The organism is Brevibacterium sp. FAM 27836 (genome assembly GCF_051351055.1).
In the GTDB taxonomy this organism is placed as follows: Bacteria; Actinomycetota; Actinomycetes; order Actinomycetales; family Brevibacteriaceae; genus Brevibacterium.
Genome location: NZ_CP195711.1, coordinates 1647724 through 1672027 on the forward strand (window position 1 = coordinate 1647724; position 24304 = coordinate 1672027).

22 protein-coding genes are annotated in these 24304 nt (G+C 65.7%); 14 read left to right on the forward strand and 8 right to left on the reverse strand.

Annotation, left to right across the window (positions count from 1 at the left end; genetic code table 11):
• Positions 1-206 precede the first annotated feature (206 nt).
• The 4 genes from ACSE4D_RS07460 to ACSE4D_RS07475 all read right to left on the reverse strand — a co-directional run bounded on the left by ACSE4D_RS07460 (position 207) and on the right by ACSE4D_RS07475 (position 6897).
• A complete protein-coding gene (locus ACSE4D_RS07460) occupies positions 207-2774 on the reverse strand; it encodes a GcvT family protein (protein ID WP_426936840.1) in 2568 nt (855 codons plus the stop codon).
• A gap of 62 nt (positions 2775-2836) precedes the next feature.
• On the reverse strand, positions 2837-4189 hold the full coding sequence (locus ACSE4D_RS07465) for an MFS transporter (protein WP_436326993.1): 1353 nt from the start codon (positions 4187-4189) through the stop codon (positions 2837-2839).
• 45 nt (positions 4190-4234) lie between these two features.
• A complete protein-coding gene (locus ACSE4D_RS07470) occupies positions 4235-5650 on the reverse strand; it encodes a 2Fe-2S iron-sulfur cluster-binding protein (protein WP_436326994.1) in 1416 nt (471 codons plus the stop codon).
• Positions 5647-6897: an aromatic ring-hydroxylating oxygenase subunit alpha gene (locus ACSE4D_RS07475; protein ID WP_240689588.1), complete on the reverse strand. Its 1251-nt coding sequence runs from the start codon at positions 6895-6897 to the stop codon at positions 5647-5649. The genes ACSE4D_RS07470 and ACSE4D_RS07475 overlap by 4 nt, the downstream gene beginning before the upstream one ends.
• Before the next feature lie 248 nt (positions 6898-7145).
• Between ACSE4D_RS07475 and ACSE4D_RS07480 the strand changes: the two genes are divergently transcribed.
• Both ACSE4D_RS07480 and fdhA read left to right on the forward strand, forming a co-directional pair.
• Positions 7146-8078 carry a LysR family transcriptional regulator gene (locus tag ACSE4D_RS07480; protein WP_436326995.1) on the forward strand — a complete coding sequence of 311 codons (933 nt, stop codon included), beginning with the start codon at positions 7146-7148 and terminating at the stop codon, positions 8076-8078.
• A 235-nt stretch (positions 8079-8313) separates the two neighbouring features.
• On the forward strand, positions 8314-9528 hold the full coding sequence (gene fdhA, locus ACSE4D_RS07485) for a formaldehyde dehydrogenase, glutathione-independent (RefSeq protein WP_135537550.1): 1215 nt from the start codon (positions 8314-8316) through the stop codon (positions 9526-9528).
• Positions 9529-9760: 232 nt separating this feature from the next.
• Here the strand turns inward: fdhA and ACSE4D_RS07490 are convergent, their stop codons facing one another.
• Together ACSE4D_RS07490 and ACSE4D_RS07495 are read right to left on the reverse strand one after the other, a co-directional pair.
• Positions 9761-10963: a M20 metallopeptidase family protein gene (locus ACSE4D_RS07490; protein WP_135537551.1), complete on the reverse strand. Its 1203-nt coding sequence runs from the start codon at positions 10961-10963 to the stop codon at positions 9761-9763.
• A gap of 48 nt (positions 10964-11011) precedes the next feature.
• Positions 11012-11521, reverse strand: a complete 510-nt coding sequence (locus ACSE4D_RS07495) for a MarR family winged helix-turn-helix transcriptional regulator (protein ID WP_205683280.1) — start codon at positions 11519-11521, stop codon at positions 11012-11014.
• 175 nt (positions 11522-11696) lie between these two features.
• Between ACSE4D_RS07495 and ACSE4D_RS07500 the strand changes: the two genes are divergently transcribed.
• From ACSE4D_RS07500 to ACSE4D_RS07510, 3 genes are all read left to right on the forward strand, one after another.
• Complete coding sequence (locus tag ACSE4D_RS07500; protein ID WP_436326996.1) at positions 11697-13091, forward strand: MFS transporter; 1395 nt, start codon at positions 11697-11699, stop codon at positions 13089-13091.
• Between the two features lie 126 nt (positions 13092-13217).
• Positions 13218-13775, forward strand: a complete 558-nt coding sequence (locus ACSE4D_RS07505) for a dihydrofolate reductase family protein (RefSeq protein ID WP_135537552.1) — start codon at positions 13218-13220, stop codon at positions 13773-13775.
• A gap of 81 nt (positions 13776-13856) precedes the next feature.
• Positions 13857-14495 carry a haloacid dehalogenase-like hydrolase gene (locus ACSE4D_RS07510; protein WP_135537553.1) on the forward strand — a complete coding sequence of 213 codons (639 nt, stop codon included), beginning with the start codon at positions 13857-13859 and terminating at the stop codon, positions 14493-14495.
• 74 nt (positions 14496-14569) lie between these two features.
• Here the strand turns inward: ACSE4D_RS07510 and ACSE4D_RS07515 are convergent, their stop codons facing one another.
• The gene (locus tag ACSE4D_RS07515; protein WP_205683282.1) at positions 14570-14905 is read right to left on the reverse strand and encodes a winged helix-turn-helix transcriptional regulator; all 336 of its coding nucleotides are present in this window, start codon (positions 14903-14905) and stop codon (positions 14570-14572) included.
• 67 nt (positions 14906-14972) lie between these two features.
• On the opposite strand from ACSE4D_RS07515, the gene ACSE4D_RS07520 reads away from it, so the two are divergent.
• Together ACSE4D_RS07520 and ACSE4D_RS07525 are read left to right on the forward strand one after the other, a co-directional pair.
• Positions 14973-15806 carry an NAD(P)H-dependent oxidoreductase gene (locus ACSE4D_RS07520; protein ID WP_135537554.1) on the forward strand — a complete coding sequence of 278 codons (834 nt, stop codon included), beginning with the start codon at positions 14973-14975 and terminating at the stop codon, positions 15804-15806.
• 56 nt (positions 15807-15862) lie between these two features.
• Positions 15863-17104: an epoxide hydrolase family protein gene (locus ACSE4D_RS07525; protein WP_426936843.1), complete on the forward strand. Its 1242-nt coding sequence runs from the start codon at positions 15863-15865 to the stop codon at positions 17102-17104.
• A 106-nt stretch (positions 17105-17210) separates the two neighbouring features.
• On the opposite strand, the gene ACSE4D_RS07530 is transcribed toward ACSE4D_RS07525, so the two are convergent.
• Positions 17211-17567: a VOC family protein gene (locus tag ACSE4D_RS07530; RefSeq protein WP_135537556.1), complete on the reverse strand. Its 357-nt coding sequence runs from the start codon at positions 17565-17567 to the stop codon at positions 17211-17213.
• A gap of 226 nt (positions 17568-17793) precedes the next feature.
• Here ACSE4D_RS07530 and ACSE4D_RS07535 point away from each other — a divergent pair, with 226 nt between their 5' ends.
• The 7 genes from ACSE4D_RS07535 to ACSE4D_RS07565 all read left to right on the forward strand — a co-directional run bounded on the left by ACSE4D_RS07535 (position 17794) and on the right by ACSE4D_RS07565 (position 24301).
• Complete coding sequence (locus tag ACSE4D_RS07535) at positions 17794-18570, forward strand: SurA N-terminal domain-containing protein (protein ID WP_240689554.1); 777 nt, start codon at positions 17794-17796, stop codon at positions 18568-18570.
• A 199-nt stretch (positions 18571-18769) separates the two neighbouring features.
• Positions 18770-20140, forward strand: a complete 1371-nt coding sequence (locus ACSE4D_RS07540) for an L-lactate MFS transporter (protein WP_135537557.1) — start codon at positions 18770-18772, stop codon at positions 20138-20140.
• Between the two features lie 15 nt (positions 20141-20155).
• The gene (locus ACSE4D_RS07545) at positions 20156-20326 is read left to right on the forward strand and encodes a hypothetical protein (protein ID WP_426936844.1); all 171 of its coding nucleotides are present in this window, start codon (positions 20156-20158) and stop codon (positions 20324-20326) included.
• 291 nt (positions 20327-20617) lie between these two features.
• Entirely contained in the window at positions 20618-21226 is a 609-nt protein-coding gene (locus tag ACSE4D_RS07550; protein ID WP_135537559.1) for a DUF998 domain-containing protein, read from the forward strand.
• A gap of 134 nt (positions 21227-21360) precedes the next feature.
• Positions 21361-22695 carry a S1C family serine protease gene (locus tag ACSE4D_RS07555; RefSeq protein ID WP_135537560.1) on the forward strand — a complete coding sequence of 445 codons (1335 nt, stop codon included), beginning with the start codon at positions 21361-21363 and terminating at the stop codon, positions 22693-22695.
• 110 nt (positions 22696-22805) lie between these two features.
• Complete coding sequence (locus tag ACSE4D_RS07560) at positions 22806-23585, forward strand: TVP38/TMEM64 family protein (protein WP_135537561.1); 780 nt, start codon at positions 22806-22808, stop codon at positions 23583-23585.
• 119 nt (positions 23586-23704) lie between these two features.
• Positions 23705-24301: a dihydrofolate reductase family protein gene (locus ACSE4D_RS07565; protein WP_436326997.1), complete on the forward strand. Its 597-nt coding sequence runs from the start codon at positions 23705-23707 to the stop codon at positions 24299-24301.
• The last annotated feature ends 3 nt before the right edge of the window (positions 24302-24304 follow it).

Sequence of the window (24304 nt, forward strand, 5' to 3'; positions counted from 1 at the left end):
CCGGTCCCATCAGATGGTCAAAGAAAATCCACGATATGGAACATCGGTGTCGTGGCAGTCCCTCCGTCTCCCCTCGCCGCCGCAGCTCAGCACGTGCCCGCCGAGACACGCGCGGAGTGCCGAGACACGCGTGCGCACACCCGTTTCTCGACACTCAATGCGTTTTTCGATGAATTCCGGCCCCTGCAGCCGGAGTGCCTGCCCACCTAACCTTTGAGGCGCGTCATCTCCGGGTCGAAGATGGGTTCGGCCGTGACGGTGGCCGGCAGACGGCGCCCGAGGTACTCGATCTCGACGCCGTCCCCGACGCTCAGTGTGTTCGGCAGCCAGGCGTAGGCGATCGACTTCCCGATCGAGTACCCATAGGCCGCCGAGGTGACATAGCCGTCCGCACCGCCCGTCGAGGCAGGCGTCCGCCCCGTCGCCGAGGCGGTGCCCACCTCCGCATCGGCCGTCCCCGCGGAGCTCGCCATCAGGTACACGGGCTCACTGCCCAGCACGACGTCCTCGCGCCGATCGAGCGTCAGGCATGTCAGCTTCTGCGTGGCCGCCGCAGCCCGGTCCGCGAGGGCGGCCTTTCCGCGGAAGTCATCGGTCTTCGAAGCCTTGACCGCGAAGCCGAGTCCTGCCTGCATCGGTTCGTGTTCGCTGGTCATATCGGAGCCGAAGGACCGGAACCCCTTCTCCAGGCGCAGCGAGTTGAAGGCCTCGCGTCCTGCGGCGATGAGGCCGTAGTCCCGACCGGCTTCCCACAGTACGTCCCACAGGCGATGCCCCAGGTCAGCGGAGGTGTAGAGCTCCCATCCCAGCTCTCCCACATAGGACAGGCGCATCGCTGTGACGGGGATGCCGCCGAGGGTGATCTGCTTGGTGCGGAAGTACTTGAGTCCGTCGTTGCTGAGGTCGTCGTCGCTGACCTCAGAGATGACTTCGCGGGCGAGCGGTCCCCACAGTCCGATGCAGCAGGTGCCCGGGGTCGTCTCTCGCACGGTGGCCCACTTGCTCGGGTCGGCCGCGCTCTGGTGCTTGGCCGCCCGGGTGATGGAGGCGAAGTCGATGTTCGAGTTCGCTCCCACCTGGTAGGTCTCTTCGTCGAGGATCGCGACGGTGATGTCGCTCGTGATGCCGCCGGCCTCGTCGAGCAGCAGGGTGTAGCTGACGGCGCCGGGTTTGCGCAGCATCGACGAGGTCGTCAGTCCGTGGAGCAGCTCGCCGGCGCCCGGGCCTTTGACCTCGAAGCGCTTGAGCGCGGTCATGTCGTACATGGCGACATTCGTCCGCGTCTTCCAGGCTTCGACCGCTGCGATCGGCGAGTGGAACCTGTCGGCCCATTCGTCCCGCGGCGGTGCCTTCCACTCCTCCGGCAGCTCGTTCAGCAGAGCGGCATTGGCTTCGTACCAGTGCGGGCGCTCCCACCCGTTCGTCTCGAGGAAGAACGCGCCGAGGGCCTTCTGCTGTTCGTTGAACGGGCTGAGCCGCAGGTCACGCGGTGATACGCGCGGCTGCAGCGGGTGGATGACGTCGTAGATTTCGACGAAGTTCTGCTGCGAGGTCTCGCTGACGTACTCGGGTGTCGTCAGCGCGTCCTCGAAGCGGTTGAGGTCGATGCCGGACAGGTCGGTGTTCGAGCGTCCGAGGGCGATGAGTTCGGCCACGGCCTTCGCGATGCCGGCACCATGGGTGACCCAGACCGCCTCGGCGACGAAGAACCCGTCGACCTCCCGCGACTGGCCCACGAGCGATCCGCCGTCGGGGGTGAAGGAGAAGATGCCGTTGAAGCCGCGCTGGACCTGTGTCTGCGCGAGCTCCGGCAGCAGCTCCTGGCTGGCCTCCCATTCGCGGACGAAGTCCTCCGGGGTGAAGTCGAGGCTCGAGGGCATGACCTCCTCCGTGATCTCCTCGGGCGAGTAGGTGCGCAGAGTGTCGAGGTCGACGGGCATCGGCCGGTGGGCATAGGAGCCGATGCCGATCCGCTCGCCCCATTCGCGGAAGTAGAGGTCTTTGTCCTGGTAGCGCAGGATCGGAGCCTGAGCTCCGGCCGGCAGCTCGTTCTTCCCCACGAGGGACGGCACCTCGGTCGTCCACGCGAACTGGTGGCCCAAGGGCAGCAGGGGAATCGTCGTTCCGACCATCTCCCCGATCTTCGGGCCCCAGAAACCGGCGCAGGAGACGACGATGTCGGCAGGAATCCGATCCTCACCGGCGATGACTGCGCTGACCCTGCCGCCGGTCGTTTCGATGTCGGTGACCGTGGTCCGGTCGCGGAATTCGACTCCTGCGGCTCGGGCGCGGTCAATGACGAGCTGGGTGCCCTTCGCGGCCAGAGCGAGTCCGTCGCCGGGGGTGAGCAGCCCTCCGAGGACCATCTCCCGGTCGAGCATGGGGAAGAGCTTCGCGCACTCATCTGCGTCGATGACATGGGCTTCGACGCCGTAGGACCGATTCCAACCGGCCCGTCGGTGCAGATCCTGCAGCCGCTCTCCGGTCGTGGCGACCTCGAGTCCGCCGACGGGCAGGAACGAGCCGCGACCGTCGGGGCCGGTGAGAGACGTGAGTTTCTCGATCGTGTACTGCGCGAACTCAGTCATCGACTTCGAGGGGTTCGAGGAGAAGACGAGTCCCGGCGCGTGCGAGGTCGATCCGCCGGGAATCGCCAGCGGGCCCTGCTCGACGACGAGCGTATTGGTCCAGCCCAACTGCGCGAGTTCGTCGGCGAGATTGGCGCCGACGATGCCGGCTCCGATGATGACGACTCGTGGTGATGCGTTCGGCACAGAGTACTCCTTGTTGGTGAGGGTGATGGAGGATGATGTCGCAGTGGACTCTCGAGCAGCGCTCAGGCGTCCAATGCGGAGTATTTGGTTTCCGGTGCCCAGAAGATCGAAGCGATGAACCCGATGAGTGGGAAGATCGCCGCGATGAGCAGGGTGCTCGATACCCCGAGGTGGTCGAGCGTGACCGGGAAGAGATAAGTGGCTCCAGCGGCCCCGACACGGCTGAATGCCGCGGCATAGCCGACGCCGGTGCTGCGGAAGCGAGTCACGAACATCTCCGGCGGGTAGACGTACTGGATGCTGTTCGAAGCGGTGATGATGAGCACGAAGGCTCCGAAGACCATGAGAGTCACCAGCGGCGGCAGTTCCGTCCACCCGCCGAGGAAGACGAGCAGAACCACCATGAGAGCGAAGGTCCAGTTCACGAAGGTGCGGCGTGGCAGCAGCCACAGAAGCCACAGTCCCACACCGGCGCCTAGGAGCTGGAGCCCGTTCATGAGCAGATCCGTCGAGAATCCGTTATTCAGGCCGAGGTCGTCGAGGACAGGAACGATGAACGTGAAGATCGCGAACAACGGTCCCACCTGACAGAACCAGAACAGTCCGGAATACACGATGGTGCGGGTGTCGTTCTCAGCGAAGAAGTCGCGCAGCCGAGTCTTGACGACCTCTGCGGGGGCAGGTGGCAGCGCGTACTGCGGCCCATAGTGTGCGGAGATGATCGCCTGTGCTTCCTCCGTGCGCCCCTGCGCCTGCAGCCACCGCGGAGACTCGGGCAGTGCCATCCGCACGATGAGCACCACGAACGCCGGCAGCGCGCTGCTTGCCAACAGCAGACGCCAGGAGTCGGGGCTCGAGAGGTGGGCGACGACGAAGGCTGAGATGAAGCCGATGAACCAGAAGGCGGCAATCGAGCCGAGCAGGACGCTGCGGTGACGACGCGGAGTGAACTCCGCGAGCAGTGCCGTGCCGACCGCATACTCGACGCCGATGAGCAGACCGAGCAGCAGCCGCATCGCCACAAGATCCCACGTGCCGACGACGAAGAGTTGAGCCAGTGAGACGAGGACGAAGCCGACGAGGTTCCAGAAGAACACCCGTTTGCGTCCGTAACGGTCGGCGATGCGCCCGAAGAACAGTCCGCTGATGAAGATGCCGATGAGTGCGCTGGCCGCAATGAGCCCCTGGCCGAGTGCCGAGAGCTCCAGTTCGGCCGCCGCCGGACCGACCGCTCCGCCGATGACGCCGAGGATGTAGCCGTCGATGAAGATACCACCGAAAGCCGCGATCGCCACGACGATGACGAGTCGGTTCAGTGGAGCTTCGTCGACCGAGATGCTCCCCTCACCGATTCGGCGAGCGGAGACATCGGGGCGGACGGGGTCGATGCCATCGATGTCCTTCTGCTGTGTCATGTGGTCTCCTTCGACTCACTCGAGACTGTGCCCGAACCGACCGGTTCAGGCGTCGATGACGAGGTCGGACTTCGCCGTCGAGCAGCACGGCAGGAACTTGCCCGCGTCGATCTCTCTGGCGCGGATGCCGCCCTGATGATTCATCTCGACGTCGCCGTCGAGCTTGATGGACTTGCAGGAGCCGCACATGCCCTCCTGACAGTTCGCGGGAATCTTCACTCCCGCCTTCCGCGCGGCCTGGAGCACGGTCTCCTCATCCCCGATGCGGACGTTGAGACCCGAGCGCACGAACGACATCGTGTGCTCCCCCTCCCCCACAGTAGGCAGGACGGCGGGGTCGACGACGGTGGTTTCGTCATCTTCGTTCGAATCCGTCGCCGAGGCGGGGCTCGGGTCCTCGTCGGGCACGACCGCCTCGGCGTCGACGGCTTCGATCGGCGCACCCGTCGCTTCGATCGGACCGTCGGCGTCGTACTCGGGTTCGTACATGTCGAGCGCGGCCGGCTGGGACTCGTAGTATTCCTCGGTCGACGCCGCGATCTCCTCGGCGATCTCACCGGCGATGGCGACCTCTTCGGCATATTCGGCCCGGATCTCGCGGTCGCCGGAGAAGAACTCCATGAACACCGAGGTGTCATCGACTCCGACGGCGCGCAGCAGGTCGGTCGCCGAGTTGAGATACCCCTCCGGGCCGCAGGCGAAGACCTGTCGGCCGTTCGCGTCGGGGACGAGGTCGTCGAGCAGCGATGCCGACAGCCGACCGGTCCGACCCGGCCACTCCTCGTCGCACTCCCGATCGCCGAGGCAGTAGACGACCTTGATCCGGAAGTCCACCGTGGCGAGGAAGTCGAGCTCGTCGGAGAAGGCGAAGGAGTCCGGTGCCGCTCCATGGTAGACGAGGACGACATCGGCCTGGCCGGGCAGCGAATGCACGGTGCGGATCATCGACATCAGCGGGGTGATGCCGGCTCCGGCCGCCAAGAGCAGGAGACGGGCCCGGCGATCGTAGTCGGCGAGGTGGAAGGCACCGACCGGCCCGAGCATGTCCAGCGTCGTGCCGGGCCTGATGTTCGCGTGCGCCCACTGCGAGACCTTCCCTTGGGGATCCCGTTTGATGGTGATCGAGAATGTCCACGGTTCGGTCGGCGCCGACGAGATCGAGTAGCTGCGGGACACCGGTTCCGCATGCGGTCCGTCAGCGGGGAAGTCGATGTTGATGTACTGCCCCGATCGGAACGCCAGGGGCGCACCGTCCGTGCGACGGAAGACGAAGACCATCATTCCTCCCGCCTCGGGGATGGTCTCCACGCATTCGGCCGTGAACTCCTGCGGATGCCAGGGCCCCAAGGCGGTGGCGGCTCCGGCCGGGCCGGAGGTGCCCGAGAGCACGCGGTTCCACGGCATCTCCAGGCCTCGGACCCGCTGGGCCAACGGCAGCGCGGGCACTGCGGAGGATCTCATCCCACGTGCTCCCGCATCCGCTGCACGTACCAGTTGATGAAGGCCTCAACCTGGTACTCGCTCTTCATATAGGGCCCCTGCTCGTAGAACGGACTCGCCGCCCCCTGCTGGCAGAGTTCGACGAAGGCCTTGTCCTGCAGGTTCGTCTGCTTCCAGGTGTGGGTGAGCGTTTCGAGGTCGTAGTCGACCCCTTCGACCGCATCGTCGGCGACGAGCCATGTCGTGCGCACGAGGGTCTTGTCCGTGCCGATCGGGAAGACGGCGAAGGTGACGACGTGATCGGCCAGCAGGTGGAACCAGGAGTTCGGCTGCAGGTGCATCGAGCAGCGACCCAGTCGGAAGTCCGGCAGGTCGCCGAGGAGCTTCTTCGAGAGTCTGCGTCCGTCGGCCGAGAAGGACTCCCCCTGCCCGTCGAGGGATTCCCGGGAGATGCGGATCCCGCCGATGCGGGTGTCGAGCTCCTCGACGACGTCATAGGGCAGTCCGTAGCGGCGGCAGCGGTACTCCAGAGCGGCCTGGGCCTGCTGGTTGCGGTCCCAGACGTCTTCGAGGTGGGGCGGGATGGTCTCATCGGTCAGTCCCCAGGTCGGGAACAGCGAACAGGCGAGTTCCGGGTGTCCATCGCAGTGGTAGCACTCGCGATTGTTCTCCATCACGAGCTTCCAGTTGGCCTCCTCGACGATGTTCTGCTGGTAGGCGACCTTCGTCTTCGCCAGCTCATGCGGGCCGACATAGGGCTCGAAGATCTTCGCCGTCTCGTGGAAATCCGTGGGCGGCTCCTCCGCCAGACAGAGGAACACCAGACCGGCGACGATCGTGCCGTGAGCCCGCTTGAGCGAGTAGCAGGACTTGTCGAAGGTCATCTCGCCGGGAGCCGAAGCATGGATGAGGTCACCTTCGGGAGAGTACGTCCAGGAGTGGTAACCGCAGACGAGGTTGCCGGTCGTTCCCTTGAGCTCAGTGAGCACGCGGGCGCCGCGATGCCGACACACGTTGTGGATGACGTTGACGCCGCCGTCGTCGTTGCGGAGCACGATGATCGAATACGGACCGTAGTCGAGCGTGACGAAGTCACCCGGCTCGGGGATCTCAGCGACACTGCACGCGAAGACCCAGTGCTGTCCGAACACGGCCTGCATGTCGAGGTTGAAGATGTTCGGGTCCGTATAGAACGGTGCCTCGAGCGAGAAGCCGACCCGACGGGTGTCGAGCCGGACCCGGAACTCATCGAGCCGCTCCTCGGTGATTCCGGCGGGAAAGCCCTTCTTCGTCGGGGCCAGGTTGGTAGCAGTCAATTGTCATCTCCCTTGATGTCTGCTGGATGCGAGATACCTGCCTGCGCCGGCCCGACAACGGATTGGCGAACTCCTCATCGACGACCGCGGGGACCGTGCTTGCCGGGACCTGCTCGACTGTCACACTAGCGACCAAGATACTGCAGAAAAAGCGCGAGATTTTGTTCAGTATCGTGCGGAATAACTGCATAATATTACTCATGATCGATCCTCGTCTGGCGACGCTGCGCACCTTCGCCGCCTGCGGCACCGTCGCCGCCACGGCCGAACTCACCGGGTACTCTCCGTCGGCCGTCTCCGGTCAGCTCAGAGAGCTGCAGCAGTCCCTGGGCATGACGCTGCTCGTCAAGGACGGGCGCGGCCTGCGCCTGACCTCGACGGGGCGCTATCTCGTGCGACGATCCGACGCTCTGACTGCCGCCTGGGAAGACATCCGCGCCGGGGCCTTCGGGTCCGGCGACCAGGCGCCGACGCATTTCGGCATCGGAGGATTCTCGACCGCCTCGTCGAACCTCCTGGCGCCACTGGCCGCCAAGCTGCGCACGACCCGCCCCACGGTCAGCGTCCACGTCATCGAGGCGAGTCCGACGCGCTGCTTCGAACTCCTCATCGCCGAGCGCATCGACCTCGCCGTCATCGTCTCCATGCAGGGCAATGTGCAGGTCGAGGACGATGCTCGGTTCGAGAGCATCGACCTGCTCGATGATCCGCTCGATGTCATGGTCCCCGCCGACCATCCGGTCGCCGATCGCGAATCGGTGACCCTCGGCGAACTCGCCGGCGAGGAGTGGATCACCGCGAGTCCGGGATCTCCCTACTACTCGCTCTTCGTCGCCGCCTTCACCGCGGCCGGGGTGACGCCGACGGTGGCCCACGAATCCGTCGAGTGGGAGACCTCGGCGGCACTCGTCGGTGCGGGCGTCGGAGTCAGCCTGCTGCCGCGGATGGCCAGCCTCGCCGGAGAGGCGAACGTCCGCCGTGTCCGGCTCGCGGGAACCGGCCGACTGAGCCGGAAGATCATCGCCGCGGTGCGGGCCGGCAGCCGCAGATCTCCGCTCATCCGGGAATCGATGCAGCACCTGCGCACCATGTCGCAGCACATCCTCTCGACTCGCCTGCGCGAGGACTCCTGAGCGGTTCCCGGAGGATTCCGGGCCAGTTCGCGGAGGACTCCGGGCCGGCTCACGGGAGGGTTGCCGAGCGCGCGCACTGCGCCTGCATGAACTTCCGCCGAGGGTCTTGACACGGCTCTCCCACGACGGCGAGACTGCATCTACGTCTAATGTCAGACTGATATGTCAGTGGCGTCGTCCGACTCACTCACATGTCCGACAACTCCCACGCATTCGCACACATGGAGGCTCAACGATGAGCAACAAGGCAATCAGCTACGCCGGTCCCGGGAAGGTCGAAGTCGTCGACACCGAGTACCCGGACTTCGTCCTCAAGGACGGCCCGGGAGTCAATCCCGCCAACGTCGGCCGCACGGTCGATCACGGCGTCATCCTCAAGACCGTGGCCACGAACATCTGCGGCTCCGACCAGCACATGGTCCGGGGCCGCACGACTGCCCCGGAGGGTCTCGTGCTCGGCCACGAGATCACCGGAGAGGTCGTCGAAGTCGGCCGCGATGTCGAGTTCGTCCACGTCGGCGACCTCGTCTCCGTGCCGTTCAACATCGCCTGCGGCCGCTGCCGCAACTGCAAGGAGGGCAAGACCGGCATCTGCCTCAACGTCAACCCCGATCGCCCGGGCTCGGCCTACGGCTACGTCGACATGGGCGGCTGGGTCGGCGGTCAGGCCGAGTACGTGCTCGTGCCCTACGCGGACTGGAACGTCCTGAAGTTCCCGGACAAGGATCAGGCGATGGAGAAGATCCTCGATCTCACGATGCTCTCCGACATCTTCCCCACCGGCTTCCACGGTGCCGTCAGCGCCGGGGTGGGCGTGGGCTCGACGGTCTACGTCGCCGGTGCCGGCCCGGTCGGAATCGCCGCAGCCACCTCGGCGCATCTGCTGGGCGCGGCCTGCGTCATCGTCGGCGACCTCAATGAGGACCGGCTGGCTCAGGCACGCGGATTCGGCTGCGAAACGGTCGATGTCTCCCAGGGCGACCCGAAGGACCAGATCGCCCAGATCCTCGGCGAGCCCGAGGTCGACTGCGGCATCGACGCGGTCGGCTTCGAAGCCCGCGGACACGGCAAGGACGCCAGCCACGAGGCTCCCGCCACGGTGCTCAACTCGCTCATGGACATCACTCGGGCCGGCGGCAGCCTCGGCATTCCGGGACTCTATGTCACCGGCGACCCGGGAGCCCCCGACGAAGCGGCCAAGGAAGGATCGCTGTCGATGCGCTTCGGCCTCGGCTTCGCGAAGTCGCACGTCTTCGTGACCGGCCAATGCCCGGTGATGAAGTACAACCGGGGCCTCATGCAGGCGATCCTGCATGACAAGGTCTCGATCGCGAAGAACGTCAACGCGACCCCGATCCGCCTCGAGGACGCACCGCAGGGGTACGCGGACTTCGATTCGGGCGTGGCGAAGAAGTTCGTCCTCGACCCGCACGGGCTCATCACCACCTGAGACTCTCAGATCTCACGCTGAACCCGAGCTTCTCAAGGCCGAAAGTCGGGTGAAGTGGTGAGAAATGGTCACATTCGGATAGTGCGAGCCGAAACATAGGTCGTAACCGGATACTCAGGAGGCGCTGAAAGTATCCGGTTACGACCTATCATTCTGCGCCCACGTGTTTTGGTGGCTGGCAACTGGCACCCAGCAGTCGGCACCAGTAACGTCCGACATCAGCAGCTGGCCTTCAGCCCCGCTCCGCTTCGTCCGCCAGCCGCGCAAATGCCAGGTGGGCGAGCGCCGCGGCCTGATCGCCGAGCAGTCCGTCATCGAAGACCGCTCTGGGCGAGTGGTTCGTCTCCGCGTCCGGGTCGATGCCCTCGGGCGTCGCGCCGAGGAAGACGAACGTCCCCGGCACTCTCTCGAGTACAAAGGAGAAGTCCTCCGACCCCATCCGCGGATGCTCCATCTCGACGACCCGCTCGGACCCGAATGCCGAGACCAGCCGCTCGAGCACGACCGCCGACTCAGCGGGGTCGTTCACGGTCACAGGGAATCCCACCTGGAAGTCCACCTCGGCGGCGCAGCGATGCGCCCTGGCGATGTTCTCGGCGATCTCCGTCACCCGCTCCTGCAGCAGCGCCAAAGACTCGGCCGAAAGGAAGCGGATGGAGGCGGTGAGCTTCGCCGATTCCGGGATGACGTTGCTGGCATGCGCGGCTGCGAGCTGGGTGACCGAGACGACGACGGGATCGAAGATGTCGAAGGACCGGCCGGTCATCGTATTCAGGGCCAGCACCACCTCGGCGAGCGCCGGCACGGGGTCGCGAGTCGACTGCGGTTGGCTGCTGTGTCCGCCGGCGCCGTGGATGGTCAGGTTGAGATCGGCGAACCCGGCCATGAGCGGCCCGCCCTTCGTCGCGAAGCGACCGCGGAGACCGGCTTCGACGTGGATGCCGTAGGCCGCGACGACGGGGACACCGGCGGCCTCGAGCACGCCCTCGGCGATCATCGGCTCGGCCCCGCCCTCGACCTCCTCGGCGGGCTGGAACATGAAGATGATCGACCCGGGGAGCTCCGCTCGGTGCGCGGCGAGCAGGCGGGCGGCGCCGACGAGACCGGCCGTATGCAGGTCGTGCCCACAGGCGTGCATGTTCCCGTTCGTCGACGCGAAGTCCAGGCCGGTGTCTTCGACGACCGGCAGCGCATCCATATCCCCGCGTAGCAGCACCGCGGGTCCGGGCTTCCCACCCTTGAGGACGGCCACCACCGAGGTGAGTGATTCACCCGTGGTGACCTCGAGCCCCAGCCCGGCGAGCTCGTCGAGCACCGTGCGCTGTGTGAAGGGAAGGTCGAATCCCAGTTCGGGGTTCGCGTGCAGTTTCCGTCGCAGGGAAATGAGATCGCCGAGGTGGCTGTGCGCTTCTGCGCGGAAGTCGGGGGCGGTCATGAACTCTCCTCAGCAACGGGCCCAGGCCGGGCGGATCGATCCCAGCTCTCACACCGTATCGCCGTTCGTGCGCACGGCATCTTCGTAGGCGTCCAGAAGCCGGGTGAAGCTGCCCAGGAAGTCCTCGGCGTCGTCACCGAGCGCGTCGAGTCCCACCTGCAGCGCGGCACGTGACTTCTCGACATCACGCTCGAAGGCGGTGACGCCCTGCACGGTCGGAGAGATCCGCCGCGCCGCGCTTCCGGCCTCCCGCGAACGCTGCAGGAGACCCTCGTTGATGGCGGCGTTGATCTGACGGTTCACGGTGGACTGCTCGAGGCTGAGGTCCTCGGAGATCTCCTTGAGCGTGCGGGACCGCCCATCGGCGAACAACCAGAGGATCCGCAAGTCGGCTGTACCGAGATCCATCTGGTTCGTCTGCATTCGACGAATTCGTTCGAGCCTCGTGACGAGCACTCCCATCCTCCGCGCCGGGGGCAGGTCGGAGAATTCGACGAGGGCCTCGTCGCTGCCGCTCCTCCGCCTCGTTCGAATCTGCGGGATTGTTTCATCGCTCATAAGTATGTAGTCTACATACAAGCTAAATGTGTAGATTACACATTACTGTTTCTCGGAAAGTGAGCACCGGTTGGACGACCAGACTCAGGCACATCCTCAGACGCCCAGGCACCCCCATGCCGAAACCACACCGAAGACCGAGCCGAGGGTGGCCGCGGCTCCGATCCTGGCCATCATGGTGCTTGGGTTCTCGAGCCTGTGCGCCTCGCTCATGCAGTCCCTGGTCATTCCGATCCAACCGGAGCTGCCGCACCTGCTGAACACCTCGGCGGCGAACGCCTCCTGGGTCGTCACCGCCACCCTCCTGGCGGGAGGCGTGTCGATGCCGGTCTCCGGCCGCTTGGCCGACATCTACGGCCGCAAGCCGATCCTCATCGCCTCGGCGATGATCCTCATTGTCGGTTCCCTCATCTGCGCCCTGTTCTCGAGCATCGGCCCCGTCCTCATCGGCCGCGTCCTCCAGGGTGTGGCCATGGGCTACATCCCCGTCGCCATCAGCTTCGTCCGCGAGATCACCCCACCGCACATGCGCAATTCCGCCGTCGCCGGAATCAGCGCCACCCTCGGCGTCGGCGGCGCACTCGGACTGCCGCTCGCGGCATGGATCGCACAGGACTTCGACTGGCACATGCTCTTCTGGCTCTCCGCCGCCCTCGCCGTCCTCATGACCGTCTTCTCGGCCCTGGCCCTGCCCCATGTCGCACCCGTCGACCGTGCCGGATTCGACGCCCTCGGCGCGATCGGCCTCGCCCTGGGCATCGTCGGCATCCTCACCGGCGTCTCAAAGGGCAACGACTGGGGATGGACCGCACCGTCGACCCTGGTCACGATCCTCGGCGGCCTCATCGTCCTCATCGGCTGGGGCTTCTACGAGGTCCGCCACCCCCATCCGCTCGTCGATCTGCGCACCACCGTCAAACGCCCGATCCTGCTGACGAATATCGCCGCGCTGCTCATCGGCTTCGGTATGATGGCGCAGTCGATCGTCGTCCCGCAGCTGCTGCAGATGCCGACCGAGGTCGGCTACGGACTCGGGCAGACGATCCTGCAGGCCGGACTGTGGATGGCTCCGGGCGGACTGATGATGCTTGCGTTCACTCCGATCTCGAGCCGTCTGCTCACCACCCTCGGCGGTCGTGCGACCTTGGCCCTGGGTGCCTTCGTCATCTCTGCGGGTTACGTCTTCGCCGTCTTCTTCGACGGCGAACCCTGGCAGCTCATGGTCGCCACGTGCATCGCCTCGGCCGGAGTCGGCATCGGCTATGCGGCCATGCCCACGCTCATCCTCGAGAACTCCCCCGCCTCGGAAGCCGGCGCCGGAGTCGGCGTGAACTCGCTCATGCGCTCGATGGGCACGACCGTCGCCGGTGCCGTCATGGCCATCGTCCTCACCAGTCGGACGATCCCGATGGGTTCGGTCGCCATTCCCGCCGAAACGACCTTCCGCACCTGCTTCATCATCGGCGCCGGTGCCGCCCTGGCCGGGGCGCTGGTCGTCCTGTTCATCCGCCGCAACCACCCCCGCGCCGAGGTGGTCGAGACGTCCGAGCACGCCGAATCCCTCACCTGACGACTCCCGTCCCCCAACGGCATCGCGCCTTCGAACCGAGTTCCCAGACGTCGACGCGGCCCCTTTCGCCGGTCTCCGCCGGTGAGTAGTGTGGGCCCCCCACGTCACTCAACGAGGAGACCGACCGTGCGCATCATCATCACTCAGAACATCACCCTCGACGGTCGCGTCGAGATGCTCGACGACTGGTTCGACCCGCAGGCCCAGGACGAGGAACTCTCCGCCGAACTCATGCGGCAGTCCGCGAATGAGGATGTGCTGCTGCTCGGGCGGCGGACCTTCGAGGACTTCCGCGGCTACTGGCCCGACCAGACCGACGACACCACCGGGATCGCGGAGCATCTGAATCAGGTCGACAAACGCGTCGTGTCATCGACGTTGGCCGAACCGGGGTGGCAGAACACGCAGATCATCAGCTCCGATCCCATGCGGGCGGTCGCCGACCTGCGCGAGGAACCGGGCCGCGACGTCATCGTCACCGGCAGCATCACCCTCGCCCACGAGCTCATCGCCGAGGGGCTGATCGATGAGTATCGGATGTTCACCTACCCGGTCTGGCAGGGCCGCGGTCGCGGCTATTTCCACGACGGAGCACACTCGGCCAGACCGCCCCGACTGCGGCTCATCGATTCGAAAGCCTTCCCCAGCGGCATCGTGTATTCGGCCTACGAACCGAGCGAGTGACGAGCATCCTCCAGGAACTCGTCTGTATTCGTCCCACTCTCGTCCCCGGCCAATCTTGTGAGCCTGCTAGCGTTTCTGTTCATGGAGAGAACCGAGCTTGTCGTCTATGACCTCGACGGCGTCATCACTCGCAAGGACACGTTCACCGCTCTCGTCATAGGTCGACTCGTCCGCTCCCCATCGCGTTTCCTCCGGGCGCTGCCGGCATGCCTGACTTTCTTGTCTGGGCGGAAGGCACAGGCTTCACGACGCATTGCCGAGATCGCATTGTCCGGCATGTCCGACGACGACTACAGCACGCTTGCCGAACGCTTGGGCCAAAAGTTCGGTGCGGATTCGAGATGGATGCGCAGTGACGCCGTCGAACGCGTTCGCCGCCAACACGCATACGGTTCACGGATCGTCATCGCCACTGCGACAGAGCATCGACTCGCTTCGGCATTGCTTGCAACCGCGGAAATCCCCTTCGACGAGCTTTCCGCGTCGCGACTCGAAGTCACCACAGCCGGACCCAAAGTTGCCGATCACAGGGTCGGAGCACGAAAAGCGGACGCCTTGCGCAGTCTGGGCATTCCTCTCGAACGTGTGGAATTTGTCACCGATTCGCTGACCGACCTACCCACTGCCCGAGCGGCCGCCCGAGTAGTGCTCATGGGAGCGTCAGCTCACACACGACGACGATTCGACAAACACGGTATCCGAGTATCGAGAACGTCCTGACCTGAATTGATCGATCGACCCTGCTGCCTGCACCGCCCAGCAGCTCGCCCTGCCGGTTCAGTTCTCTCGGAGGCTCAGTCCGCTTGGTTCGCCGCGAAGTCCTTCCCCCACTCATTCATTGCCATCACGATCGGCTCAAGGCTGCGCCCCAGGTCCGTCAGTGAGTACTCGACCCTCGGCGGCACTTCCGGGTAGGCGGTGCGCAACACCACAGCGTCCTCCTCGAGCTCCCGCAGCTGCCTAGTGAGGGTCTTCGTATTCGCCAACGGCACCAACCGACCGAGTTCATTGAATCGACGCGTCCCGTCAAGGAGATGCTTGACAATGGTGAGCTTCCACGTGCCGCCGACCGCCGAAACCGCGACCTCGACAGGACAGACCTCCATCGCACGACGCACAGGCAACCGCATACACACCTCCACAGGGACATAAATGTCCGTACTAGACAGTCTTATGCTAAGCGGCAACCATGGAACCATGCAAGGAGACAACACCCCTCGGACAGTCCTCTGGCTCAGCGCGCATCCCGAACCCTGGTCACTCAACGGAAGCCTGCGCAGCGCGGGAATCACCCATCTGCGGGAGGCAGGCCATGCCGTCCTGACATCCGATCTCTACGCCATGGGCTGGGATCCGGTCCTGAATCGGAGCGACGGTGCTCATCTCGCGAGCACCGATCAACCGAGCGCTGAGGCGACCGACACCGATTCCGTCCGCGCCCCCGCCCGCTTCCGCGTCAGCGCCGACACCCGCACCGCCCAGGTCGACGGCACCCAACCGCACGAGATCACCTGCGAACAGGAGAAGCTTCAGCGCGCCGACGCTGTTGTGGTTCAGTTCCCCCTGTGGTGGTACGGGATGCCCGCGATCCTCAAAGGCTGGTTCGACCGTGTCTTTGTCAGCGGCTTCGCCTTCGGCACCGACTCGCCCACGGGTCGCCGCCTTCGCTTCGAACAGGGACCGTTCGCAGGCAAGCGGGCTCTCGTCGTCACCACCCTCGGCGATCGTCCTCTGGCCATCGGGCCCCGAGGCAAGTCCGGTGAACTCCGGGAACTCCTCTTCGGCCTCCTCCACGGCACCTTCGCCTACACCGGCATGAGCGTACTCGAGCCCTTCGCCGCCCCCAGCGCCGACCGGATCGACGACTTCGACGCAGTCCGCGACCGCCTCGTCGGACGCCTCGACGGACTCTTCACCGAACCCGTCATCCCCTACCGACCGCAATTCACCGGTGACTACACACCTGAATGGGAACTCGCACCCCGTGTCTGCCCCGACGAACACGGGGTTCGCATCCACACCGCCGGCTGACCGAACACATTCGCGCTCTCCGTGCAACCGCCACCGACTCCAGGAGGAAACCCGTGATGCCCAACTCCGACGACGCCCGTCCAGCCACCGAAGTCCAACCAGCCGACATTGCCCAAGCAGCCGACGCCGCCCTAAGTAGTGAAGCCATCCAGGGATTCGACTCACGCATTCCCGAAGCCGACCTCGACGATCTCCGTGCCCGACTGCAATCGGCCCGCCTGCCCGAACCCGAGACCGTCGCTCGACCAAGCCCCGACCCGCGACGGTGGGACCAAGGCATACCGCTGAACGACCTCATGGAGCTCGTCGACTACTGGCGAACGGTCTACTCGTGGCGGGACTTCGAAGACCGCCTGAACGACATGGGCCAATTCCGCACCACCATCGACGGCCTGGGCATCCACTTCCTCCACCGTCGCTCGTCCCGATCGAACGCGACCCCGCTGATCCTCACTCACGGATGGCCAGGCAGCATCGCCGAATACATCGACGTCGTCGACGAACTGGCCGAGCCGACAGATCCCGATGCACCGGCGTTCCACTGCGTCGTGCCCTCGCTGCCCGGTTTCGGGTTCAGCGACAGACCGAGTGTCACCGGCTGGTCCACGGATCGAATCGCCGAGGCGTGGGTGACACTCATGAGCAGGCTCGGCTACGACCGGTTCGCGGCTTTCGGCGGCGACTGGGGTGGGGTGATCACAACCATCCTCGGTGGGCGCTTCCCCGACCACCTGATCGGAATCCACACCACCTATGCGCCCGGAATCCCGGGAGCCTCACTGGAGGGCCTGACGGCAGACGAGCGTGCCTGGGCCCTCGACGCCGAAGACTTCTGGACGCATCGGGCCGCCTATGCCCACCAGCAGGCGACGCGACCGCAGACCATCGGCTACGCCCTCGTCGATTCACCCGTCGGCCAACTCGCGTGGATCCTCGACAAGTTCGCCGAGTGGACGGACACCGTAGACTCCCCGTTCGAGACGATCTCCCGCGACCGCCTGCTCGACAACGTCTCCCTGTATTGGCTGATGCGCACAGGCGCCTCGTCGGCGCGGATCTACTTCGAAAGCCACAACTCTCTCGACCCCGACCTGCGCGTCGACGTTCCCACCGCGATCACTATGTACCCGTACGACATCGAAAAGTATCCGCGTGCCCTCTCAGAGCACCGGTACCGCTCCATTGTGCGCTGGAGAGCCGCGGATCGCTGCGGACACTTTCCCTCGCTCGAAATGCCCGATGAGTTCGTCGCCGATCTCAGAGCCGGACTCTCAGCGATCCTCGCTGCGGACCGCTGAAGCACCTGGAACCATGCATCTGCCTTCGAGACAACGGTGGAGCGCCGAAACACCTGTGTGCACCGTGGTCTCGGCTCTCTGCCTGTGTCTCGAGCAGAACTGTGCCTCACGCGGTGCCGAACATGACCTTTCGGCCGTCGGGGTCCTCGACGGTGACGACGACATCGTCGACCGCGACGATCGGCACACCCGCATGGCGGATCCGCTCGAGGAACCCCGCCTGATCGGGGATCCGGAAATACAGGTGCGTGAGGTTCGACTCGGCCACCGGCGGGAACGCATAGTCGGCGAATGCTTCGGCGGAGTGGAAGGCGATCTGGACTCCCTCGGTCTCAACGAGGAAGTAGGTGTACTCATCACTGCCGGCCGTCGTCAGCGGCTGACCGGCGATGTCACGGTAGAAGGCGGCGGTCGCCTCGGCGTCGGCGCAGGTGAGGAACACCCCACGGAACGTCGACTCCATTTCGGCCCCCTTCATGGTCGATCTCCGGTCGCATCCGACCGGTAGCCGAAGTGTACCCGCCGAGGCGGACGCGGGGCAGTCCTCATCGCGGACCCGCCGGCTGGGTTGATGTGCCTCCCGAGACCCCGATGCAAACACCCTTGCCAAGCGACACACATACTCCACACATTCTTCGGGGAGTCGCCCCTGCTAGCCTGGCAGGCTGTATCCGAGAGCAGGAGTGATTGTGCGAACCAACCGGTGGTTGCTGGGCCTGGCCATGTCCGTCTCCGTGGTGGCGCTGGCCGCGTGCGGAAGTCAGGGCGACGACGCGAAACCGCAGGAGTCCTCGGCTGCCGCCGAGCAGTCCCCCGGCGCCGATTCCGGCGAGCAGGGCCAGCAGGGCAAGCCCAACACGAAGGACATCCCCAAGGTGGTCGCCGAGGTCAACGGCGAGAAGATCATGAAGGACGACTTCGTCCCTCTCTTCGAGACCCAGTACCAGCAGATGCAGATGCAGGCGCAGCAGTCGGGACAGCCCGTCGATGAGAAGGATCTGAAGAAGCAGACCGCCGAGAACCTCGTGAGCACCGAGGTGCTCGTCCAGGAAGCCGACAAGCGCAAGATCTCGGTGACGGACAAGGACATCGACAAGGGGCTCAAGGAGTCCGCCAAGTCCGGGCAGATGAGCGAGAAGGACTTCCTCAAAGCCATGAAGGACCAGGGCATGGACGAGAAGAAGGTCCGCTCGGAACTGAAGAATCAGCTGAAGATCGAGGGCCTCGTCGAGGACGAGTACGGCGAGTTCGAGGTCAGCGGCGAAGAGATCGGGCAGGCCTATGAACAGGCCAAGGCCCAGCAGGAGCAGATGGCGCAGCAAGGCGGGCAGCAGCAGGAGATGCCCTCGCTGGACGAGATGCGGCCTCAGCTCAAGGAACAGGTGAAGAGCCAGAAGACCGACGAGGCGACGCAGAAGTTCGCGAAGAAGCTGCGCAAGCAGGCCGACGTCACGCTCCACCTCTGAGACCACCCCGGCACGGAAGTCCCATCTGACGGGAAACTTCGGCGTTTTCCGGAGAAAACGCTGAGCATTCCTCGCAATCTGCTTGTGTGAGCTCTACCCTTTAGTGGAATATCGGGTCGGTTGATTCTTCACAGACCCCGCGTTCGTCCGCTCTCCGTTGTCGACGGCGAGACGAGTTCCACCAACAGAAGGACTTCCCGTGGCTTCCATTCTCACGCGTTCGGCGATCGTTGCGCCGAAGCACTTCAACCGGTGGCTGATCCCGCCGGCGGCCCTGGCCATCCACCTGTGCATCGGGCAGGTCTACGCATTCAGCGTGTTCAAGATCCCCTTCATGACGCACTTCGACGCCGGTGAGGTCTCGATCGGCTGGATCTTCTCGATCTCGATCCTCATGCTCGGCATCTCCTCGGCCGTCTTCGGTCCCTGGGTGGAGAAGAAGGGTCCGCGCGCATCGATGGTCGCGGCCGGAACCTGCTGGGTCGTCGGCTTCTTCATCGCCTCGCTGGGCATCGTGTCCGGACAGCTGTGGCTGGTCTACCTCGGCTACGGCGTCATCGGCGGCATCGGACTGGGCATCGGCTACATCTCGCCGGTGTCGACCCTGATGAAGTGGTTCCCGGACCGTCCGGGCCTGGCCACGGGTCTGGCGATCATGGGCTTCGGCGGCGGTGCGCTCATCGCCAGCCCGATGTCGAACCAGCTCATGGCCTTCTACGGCGGCGGTGTCGAACCCGAGAATCTCGTCGCCGGCCTCACCCCGACGTTCATCACCCTCGGCATCGTCTACGCCGTCGTCATCGCCGCCGGCGCATTCGTCATCCGCGTCCCCCACCCGGAGTGGACGCCGAAGGGCTTCGACCCCTCGACGGTCGCGGCGAAGCCGATGCAGACCGAGGGCAATGTCGCTGTCCGCAACGCCATCCGCACTCCGCAGTTCTGGCTGCTGTGGGTCGCCCTCTTCCTCAACGTCACCGCGGGCATCGGCATCCTCGAGAACGCCGCCCCGATGATCCAGGCCTACTTCGGCATCACCGCCGCCGCGGCCGCGGGCTTCGTCGGTCTGCTCTCGATCGGCAATATGGGCGGTCGCTTCATCTGGTCGACGACCTCGGACTACCTGGGTCGGAAGAACAACTACATGCTCTACCTCGGCGGTGGAGCGGTGCTCTACCTGCTCGTCGCGTTCTTCGGCGGCGGATCGATCATCCTCTTCGTGCTCGCCACGCTCATCATCATCTCCTTCTACGGCGGCGGCTTCTCCACGGTGCCCGCCTACCTCAAGGACCTCTTCGGCGTGTACCAGGTCGGGGCCATCCACGGTGCGCTGCTCACCGCCTGGTCGGCCGCCGGGGTGGCCGGTCCGCTCATCGTCAACTCCGTCGTCGAGGCCGGCGAGGCGGCCGGCAAGTCCGGCCCCGAGCTCTACACCCCGGGCATGTTCATCATGGTCGGCGCCCTGATCATCGGCTTCATCGCCAACGCGCTGATCCGCCCGGTCAGCGAAAAGCACTTCGAACGCGAAGAGGACGTCGCCGCCAGGCAGGCCGCCGCCCTCGAAGAGAACTGAGGAAGAGCAACGATCATGACTGACTCCACCCCCATCGCCCACGTCCCCGAATCCGGTTCGCCGCAGTCACCCGTCGGCGGCGCCTACAAGACCGTCGGCACGGCCCTGACCGTCGTCGTGGCCGGCGGCCTCGTCTGGGGCCTGTCCCTGACCGCGATCAAGGCAGTGGCGATCTTCACCGGCTGACCCCTCGCCGAGGCAGCCCTGGGCAGCCGCGCGCACACCGTCTTCCTCGCAGGCCCACCTTCGGGCCCCGGCTGAACCGATAACGGTTCTGCCGGGGTCCGGCAATCGACGGGAACTGCGACTCACCTCGGCGGGCGAGGACAAGCACGCGCACTGCGCACGCCTGCTCGGACACTCCCTCGACGAAAATGCCCGAGCGATCGGCATCGATCCGAGCTCACTGGCCTCCACGATCCGCGCACTCCACGACGAGGTCCGCAGCATCCGCTCCGACAACCCCATGGACCGCTCATGACCCTCATCCTCGCTGCACTCGCGACCGCCTGCGGACTGGCCCGTCTCGTTCTCTTCCTCGCCCTCCACCTCGTACGGAGCGAGTATTCGATCATCAGCCATGCCGTCAGCGACTATGCCGTCGGCAGCACGAGGCGCCTGAGCAGCGCGATGACCTGGGTGACGGTGCCGTTCTGGGGCCTGCTGGCCGCGGCCGTCGCCATCGGCATACCGGAATGGCCCGATTCGACGCTCGTGAGCATCGCCCTTGCCGTCCTCGCGCTCATCTTCGCCTTCCTGCCCTTCGTCCCCACCGACCTGGAAGGTGAGAAGCTGAGCACGACCGGCCGCCTGCACTACCTGATGGCCATCGCCTGGTTCGCCATCAGCTACGCCTGCATGGGCAACTTCGTCAGGCTCTTCACCGCCGAGGGGCCAGCACCCTTGGCGCAGACCCTGCACGCGGTCTCCTGGATCGCGCTCGTGTCGCTGGTCATCAGCGTCGTCGCGCTCATCATCAGGCCCCTTCGCGCGAAGGCCTTCGGCATCGCAGAACGTGTCTTCATCCTCTCCGTCAGCCTCTTCTACATCGGCACGGCCCTCGGCATCATCGTCATCGCCGCCTGAGCTGGTCTCACCCCTCTCAGCACTCGACTGGCAAAGTCGAAGCTTCGCTCCAGCTGCGCCACAGCCTGGCCACAGCCTCCGGGTACTGAATAGGAGTCATCGGACACTCCCACTCAGCACAGAAAGGCAGAGCCATGAACGAGTCGAAGCGCACGGGGTCAGCACAGGCACGGACCGGCGCTGGGCACACGGGTGAGAACACATCCGGCACCGAGACGGCGGCGACAGCCGTCACCCGCTCCCGCCCGCACAGGCATCGATTCGCCCTGGCAGTGACAGGAGCGGCCGCGGCTCTGGCGCTGAGCATCGGGTCTGCCGCGGGCCTGTCGGCCTCCGCCACGGGACACGCCCGCACGGTCGCGGCCGGGACCACCCAATCAGTCATCCCCTTCACCGGTCAGCCCACCGACCCCGGCCAGGGCAGCGACGGTTCGACGCAGCAGGACGCCGCACCGGCGAGCGCGGAAGAGTCCTCCGGTGTCGTCCTCATCGACACCCAGCTCGGCTACGAGAACGCCGAAGCGGCCGGCACCGGCATCGTGCTGAGCAAGGACGGTCTCATCCTCACGAACAATCACGTCATCGCGGACTCGACCAAGATCGCGGTCACCGTGGCCACGACGGGCAAAACCTACGAAGCCAGCGTCGTCGGTTCCGACTCGGCTCATGACGTCGCCGTGCTCAGACTCAAGGACGCCACCGACCTCACACCGGCCGCTGTCGACGACGAGACCGTCCAAGTCGGCGACGACATCACCGCCGTCGGCAACTCCGAGGGCGGCGGGCAGCTCCAGGCAGCCGATGGAACGGTCACCGACCTCGGCGCTTCGGTCACCACGACCGCTCAGGGCACCGAGGATTCGGAGACGCTGGACGGCATGATCCAAGTCCAAGCCGATATCGTCTCCGGCGATTCGGGCGGAGCCCTGCTCGACGATGAAGGCGAGGTCGTGGGCATGAACACCGCAGCCTCCTCCGGCACCCCGGTGGTCACCGGCTACGCCATCCCGATCGATTCCGCACTGACGACCGCCGAGTCGATCATCGCCGGTCAGCAGACGAGCACGAACACGCTCGGCTACCCGGCCTTCCTCGGTATCGGCGTCGGCCGAACCGAACGGTCGGACCAGCAGGACCGATCCGGACAGCCAGCACAGTCCGGCCAGCCCGGGCAGGGCATGCAGTCCGGGCAGACCGGGCAGGGCACGCAGTCCGGGCAGACCGGAACCGATGCGGTCGCAGGCGCCGTCGTCGCCGGGGTCTATGAGGACACCCCCGCCGCGAAGGCCGGACTGACCGCCGGTGACACGATCACCGCGATCGATTCGACGCAGATCAGCGACGGCACCGCGGCCTCGAGTGCGATCGCCGAGCACAAACCCGGCGACAGAGTGTCCCTGACCTGGACGGACACCACCGGTCAGAGCCATACCACCGAGGTGACCCTGACCGAAGGTCCCGCGTCCTGACACCAAGCCGGCCACGCTTCGGCCTCTGCCTGCAGTTCGACCGCAGGCAGAGGCCCGGCCCGTGTGCCCACGATTGCCGTCCCACCCCGGCCGGGACGTAAGATCGGTCCATGCCCGGACACGAAGACAGCCCACCCCCGGAGCGACCGCACCGCCCCGGCCAAGCCGCTCGTGCCCGCGATACCGCTGCCCAGCGCACGCGGAACACCCGCTCCCGCCTCGACTGGCCGACGATCCTGCGCAACATCGCCCTCGGCCTCGCGCTGCTGGCCGGAGTGTGGGCGGTCTTCAATGTCCGCCTGCCCTCCATCGACGTACTCCAGGAAGACATCCTCGCCGCCGGCTTCTGGGGCTTCGGTGTCTTCATCCTCATCTACATGGCCGTCGCCGCCACCCCGATCCCCGTGACGATCATGGCCACCGCCGGCGGCCTGATCTTCGGTCTGCCCTTCGGCACCCTGCTGTCGATGATCGGGGTCGTCGCCGGCTGCTGGATCGGATACTGGATCGCCAGGGCACTGGGCCGGGAGACGGTCATGCGGCTGCTCGGCTCCCACGCCGAGGCCGTCGAGTCCCGCCTCACCGGCGGTGGGTTCTACGCCGTGTGCGCACTGCGGCTCATGCCCGGCTTCCCCTATTGGCCGGTCAACTACGGCAGCGGGGCGCTGGGAATCGACAACCGCACGTTCCTCACCGCCACCGTCGTCTCCTCCCTGCCCGGCCAGCTCTCACTCGTGGCGGTCGGCGCCTTCATCGGCGAGCCGAATCTCATCAACGCCGTCGCCGTCGGCGTCTCCTGGGTGCTTGTCATCATCCTGACGATCATCACGATGCGTCGGTGGAAGTCCGCTCGCCACGACGATTCGCCTGAGCAGAGCAGCGATCATTGACTTCGCCCCGGTGATCGGCGCACGCTGAGACGGTGCAGCATCGCCCCTCCCCGGCCATCCGGTGAGGCATCCTCCCTCCCGACGTGGGCTACGCGACGCCGCGCAGAGAGGACGACGCGATGACCGCCACCTACACCTGGGATCTCTTCACCACCGTCGACGGCTTCGGCTCTTTCACACCGGAGGGCGATTGGGGCGGCTACTGGGGCAAGCAGGGACCGGAGTTCCTCGCCCGCCGTGCCGCCCAGTACGGTCAGGAGCAGCGGCTGGTCATCGGGGCACGCACCTTCCGCATGTTCGAGAAGTTCCTCGCCCACCTCACCCCTGCATCCGAGGCGGAGGACCCGATCAACACCCGGATGAAGCACCTGCCCACGACCGTCATCTCCACCAGCCTGAGCCCGGGCGTCGACTGGCCCGATGCGACGGTCGAGACCGGCGCCCCCGCCGAGGTGGTCGCCCGGTTGAAGCGGGAATCGACGATCCCCCTACGCTCCCATGGCAGTCCCATGCTCAACCGCGCACTCCTGGCCGCCGGTCTCATCGACCGCATCCAGGTGACGATGTTCCCCGTGATCAGCGGCCGCACCGGGGCCGTGCCGATGTTCGCGGGCGCACCCGATCTCGACCTCGAGCTGCTCGAGACGGTGACGCTGGACGACGGCATCGCCGAAGTGAATTACCGGCCGACGCTCCACGACGGCAGGCACAGCTGAGAC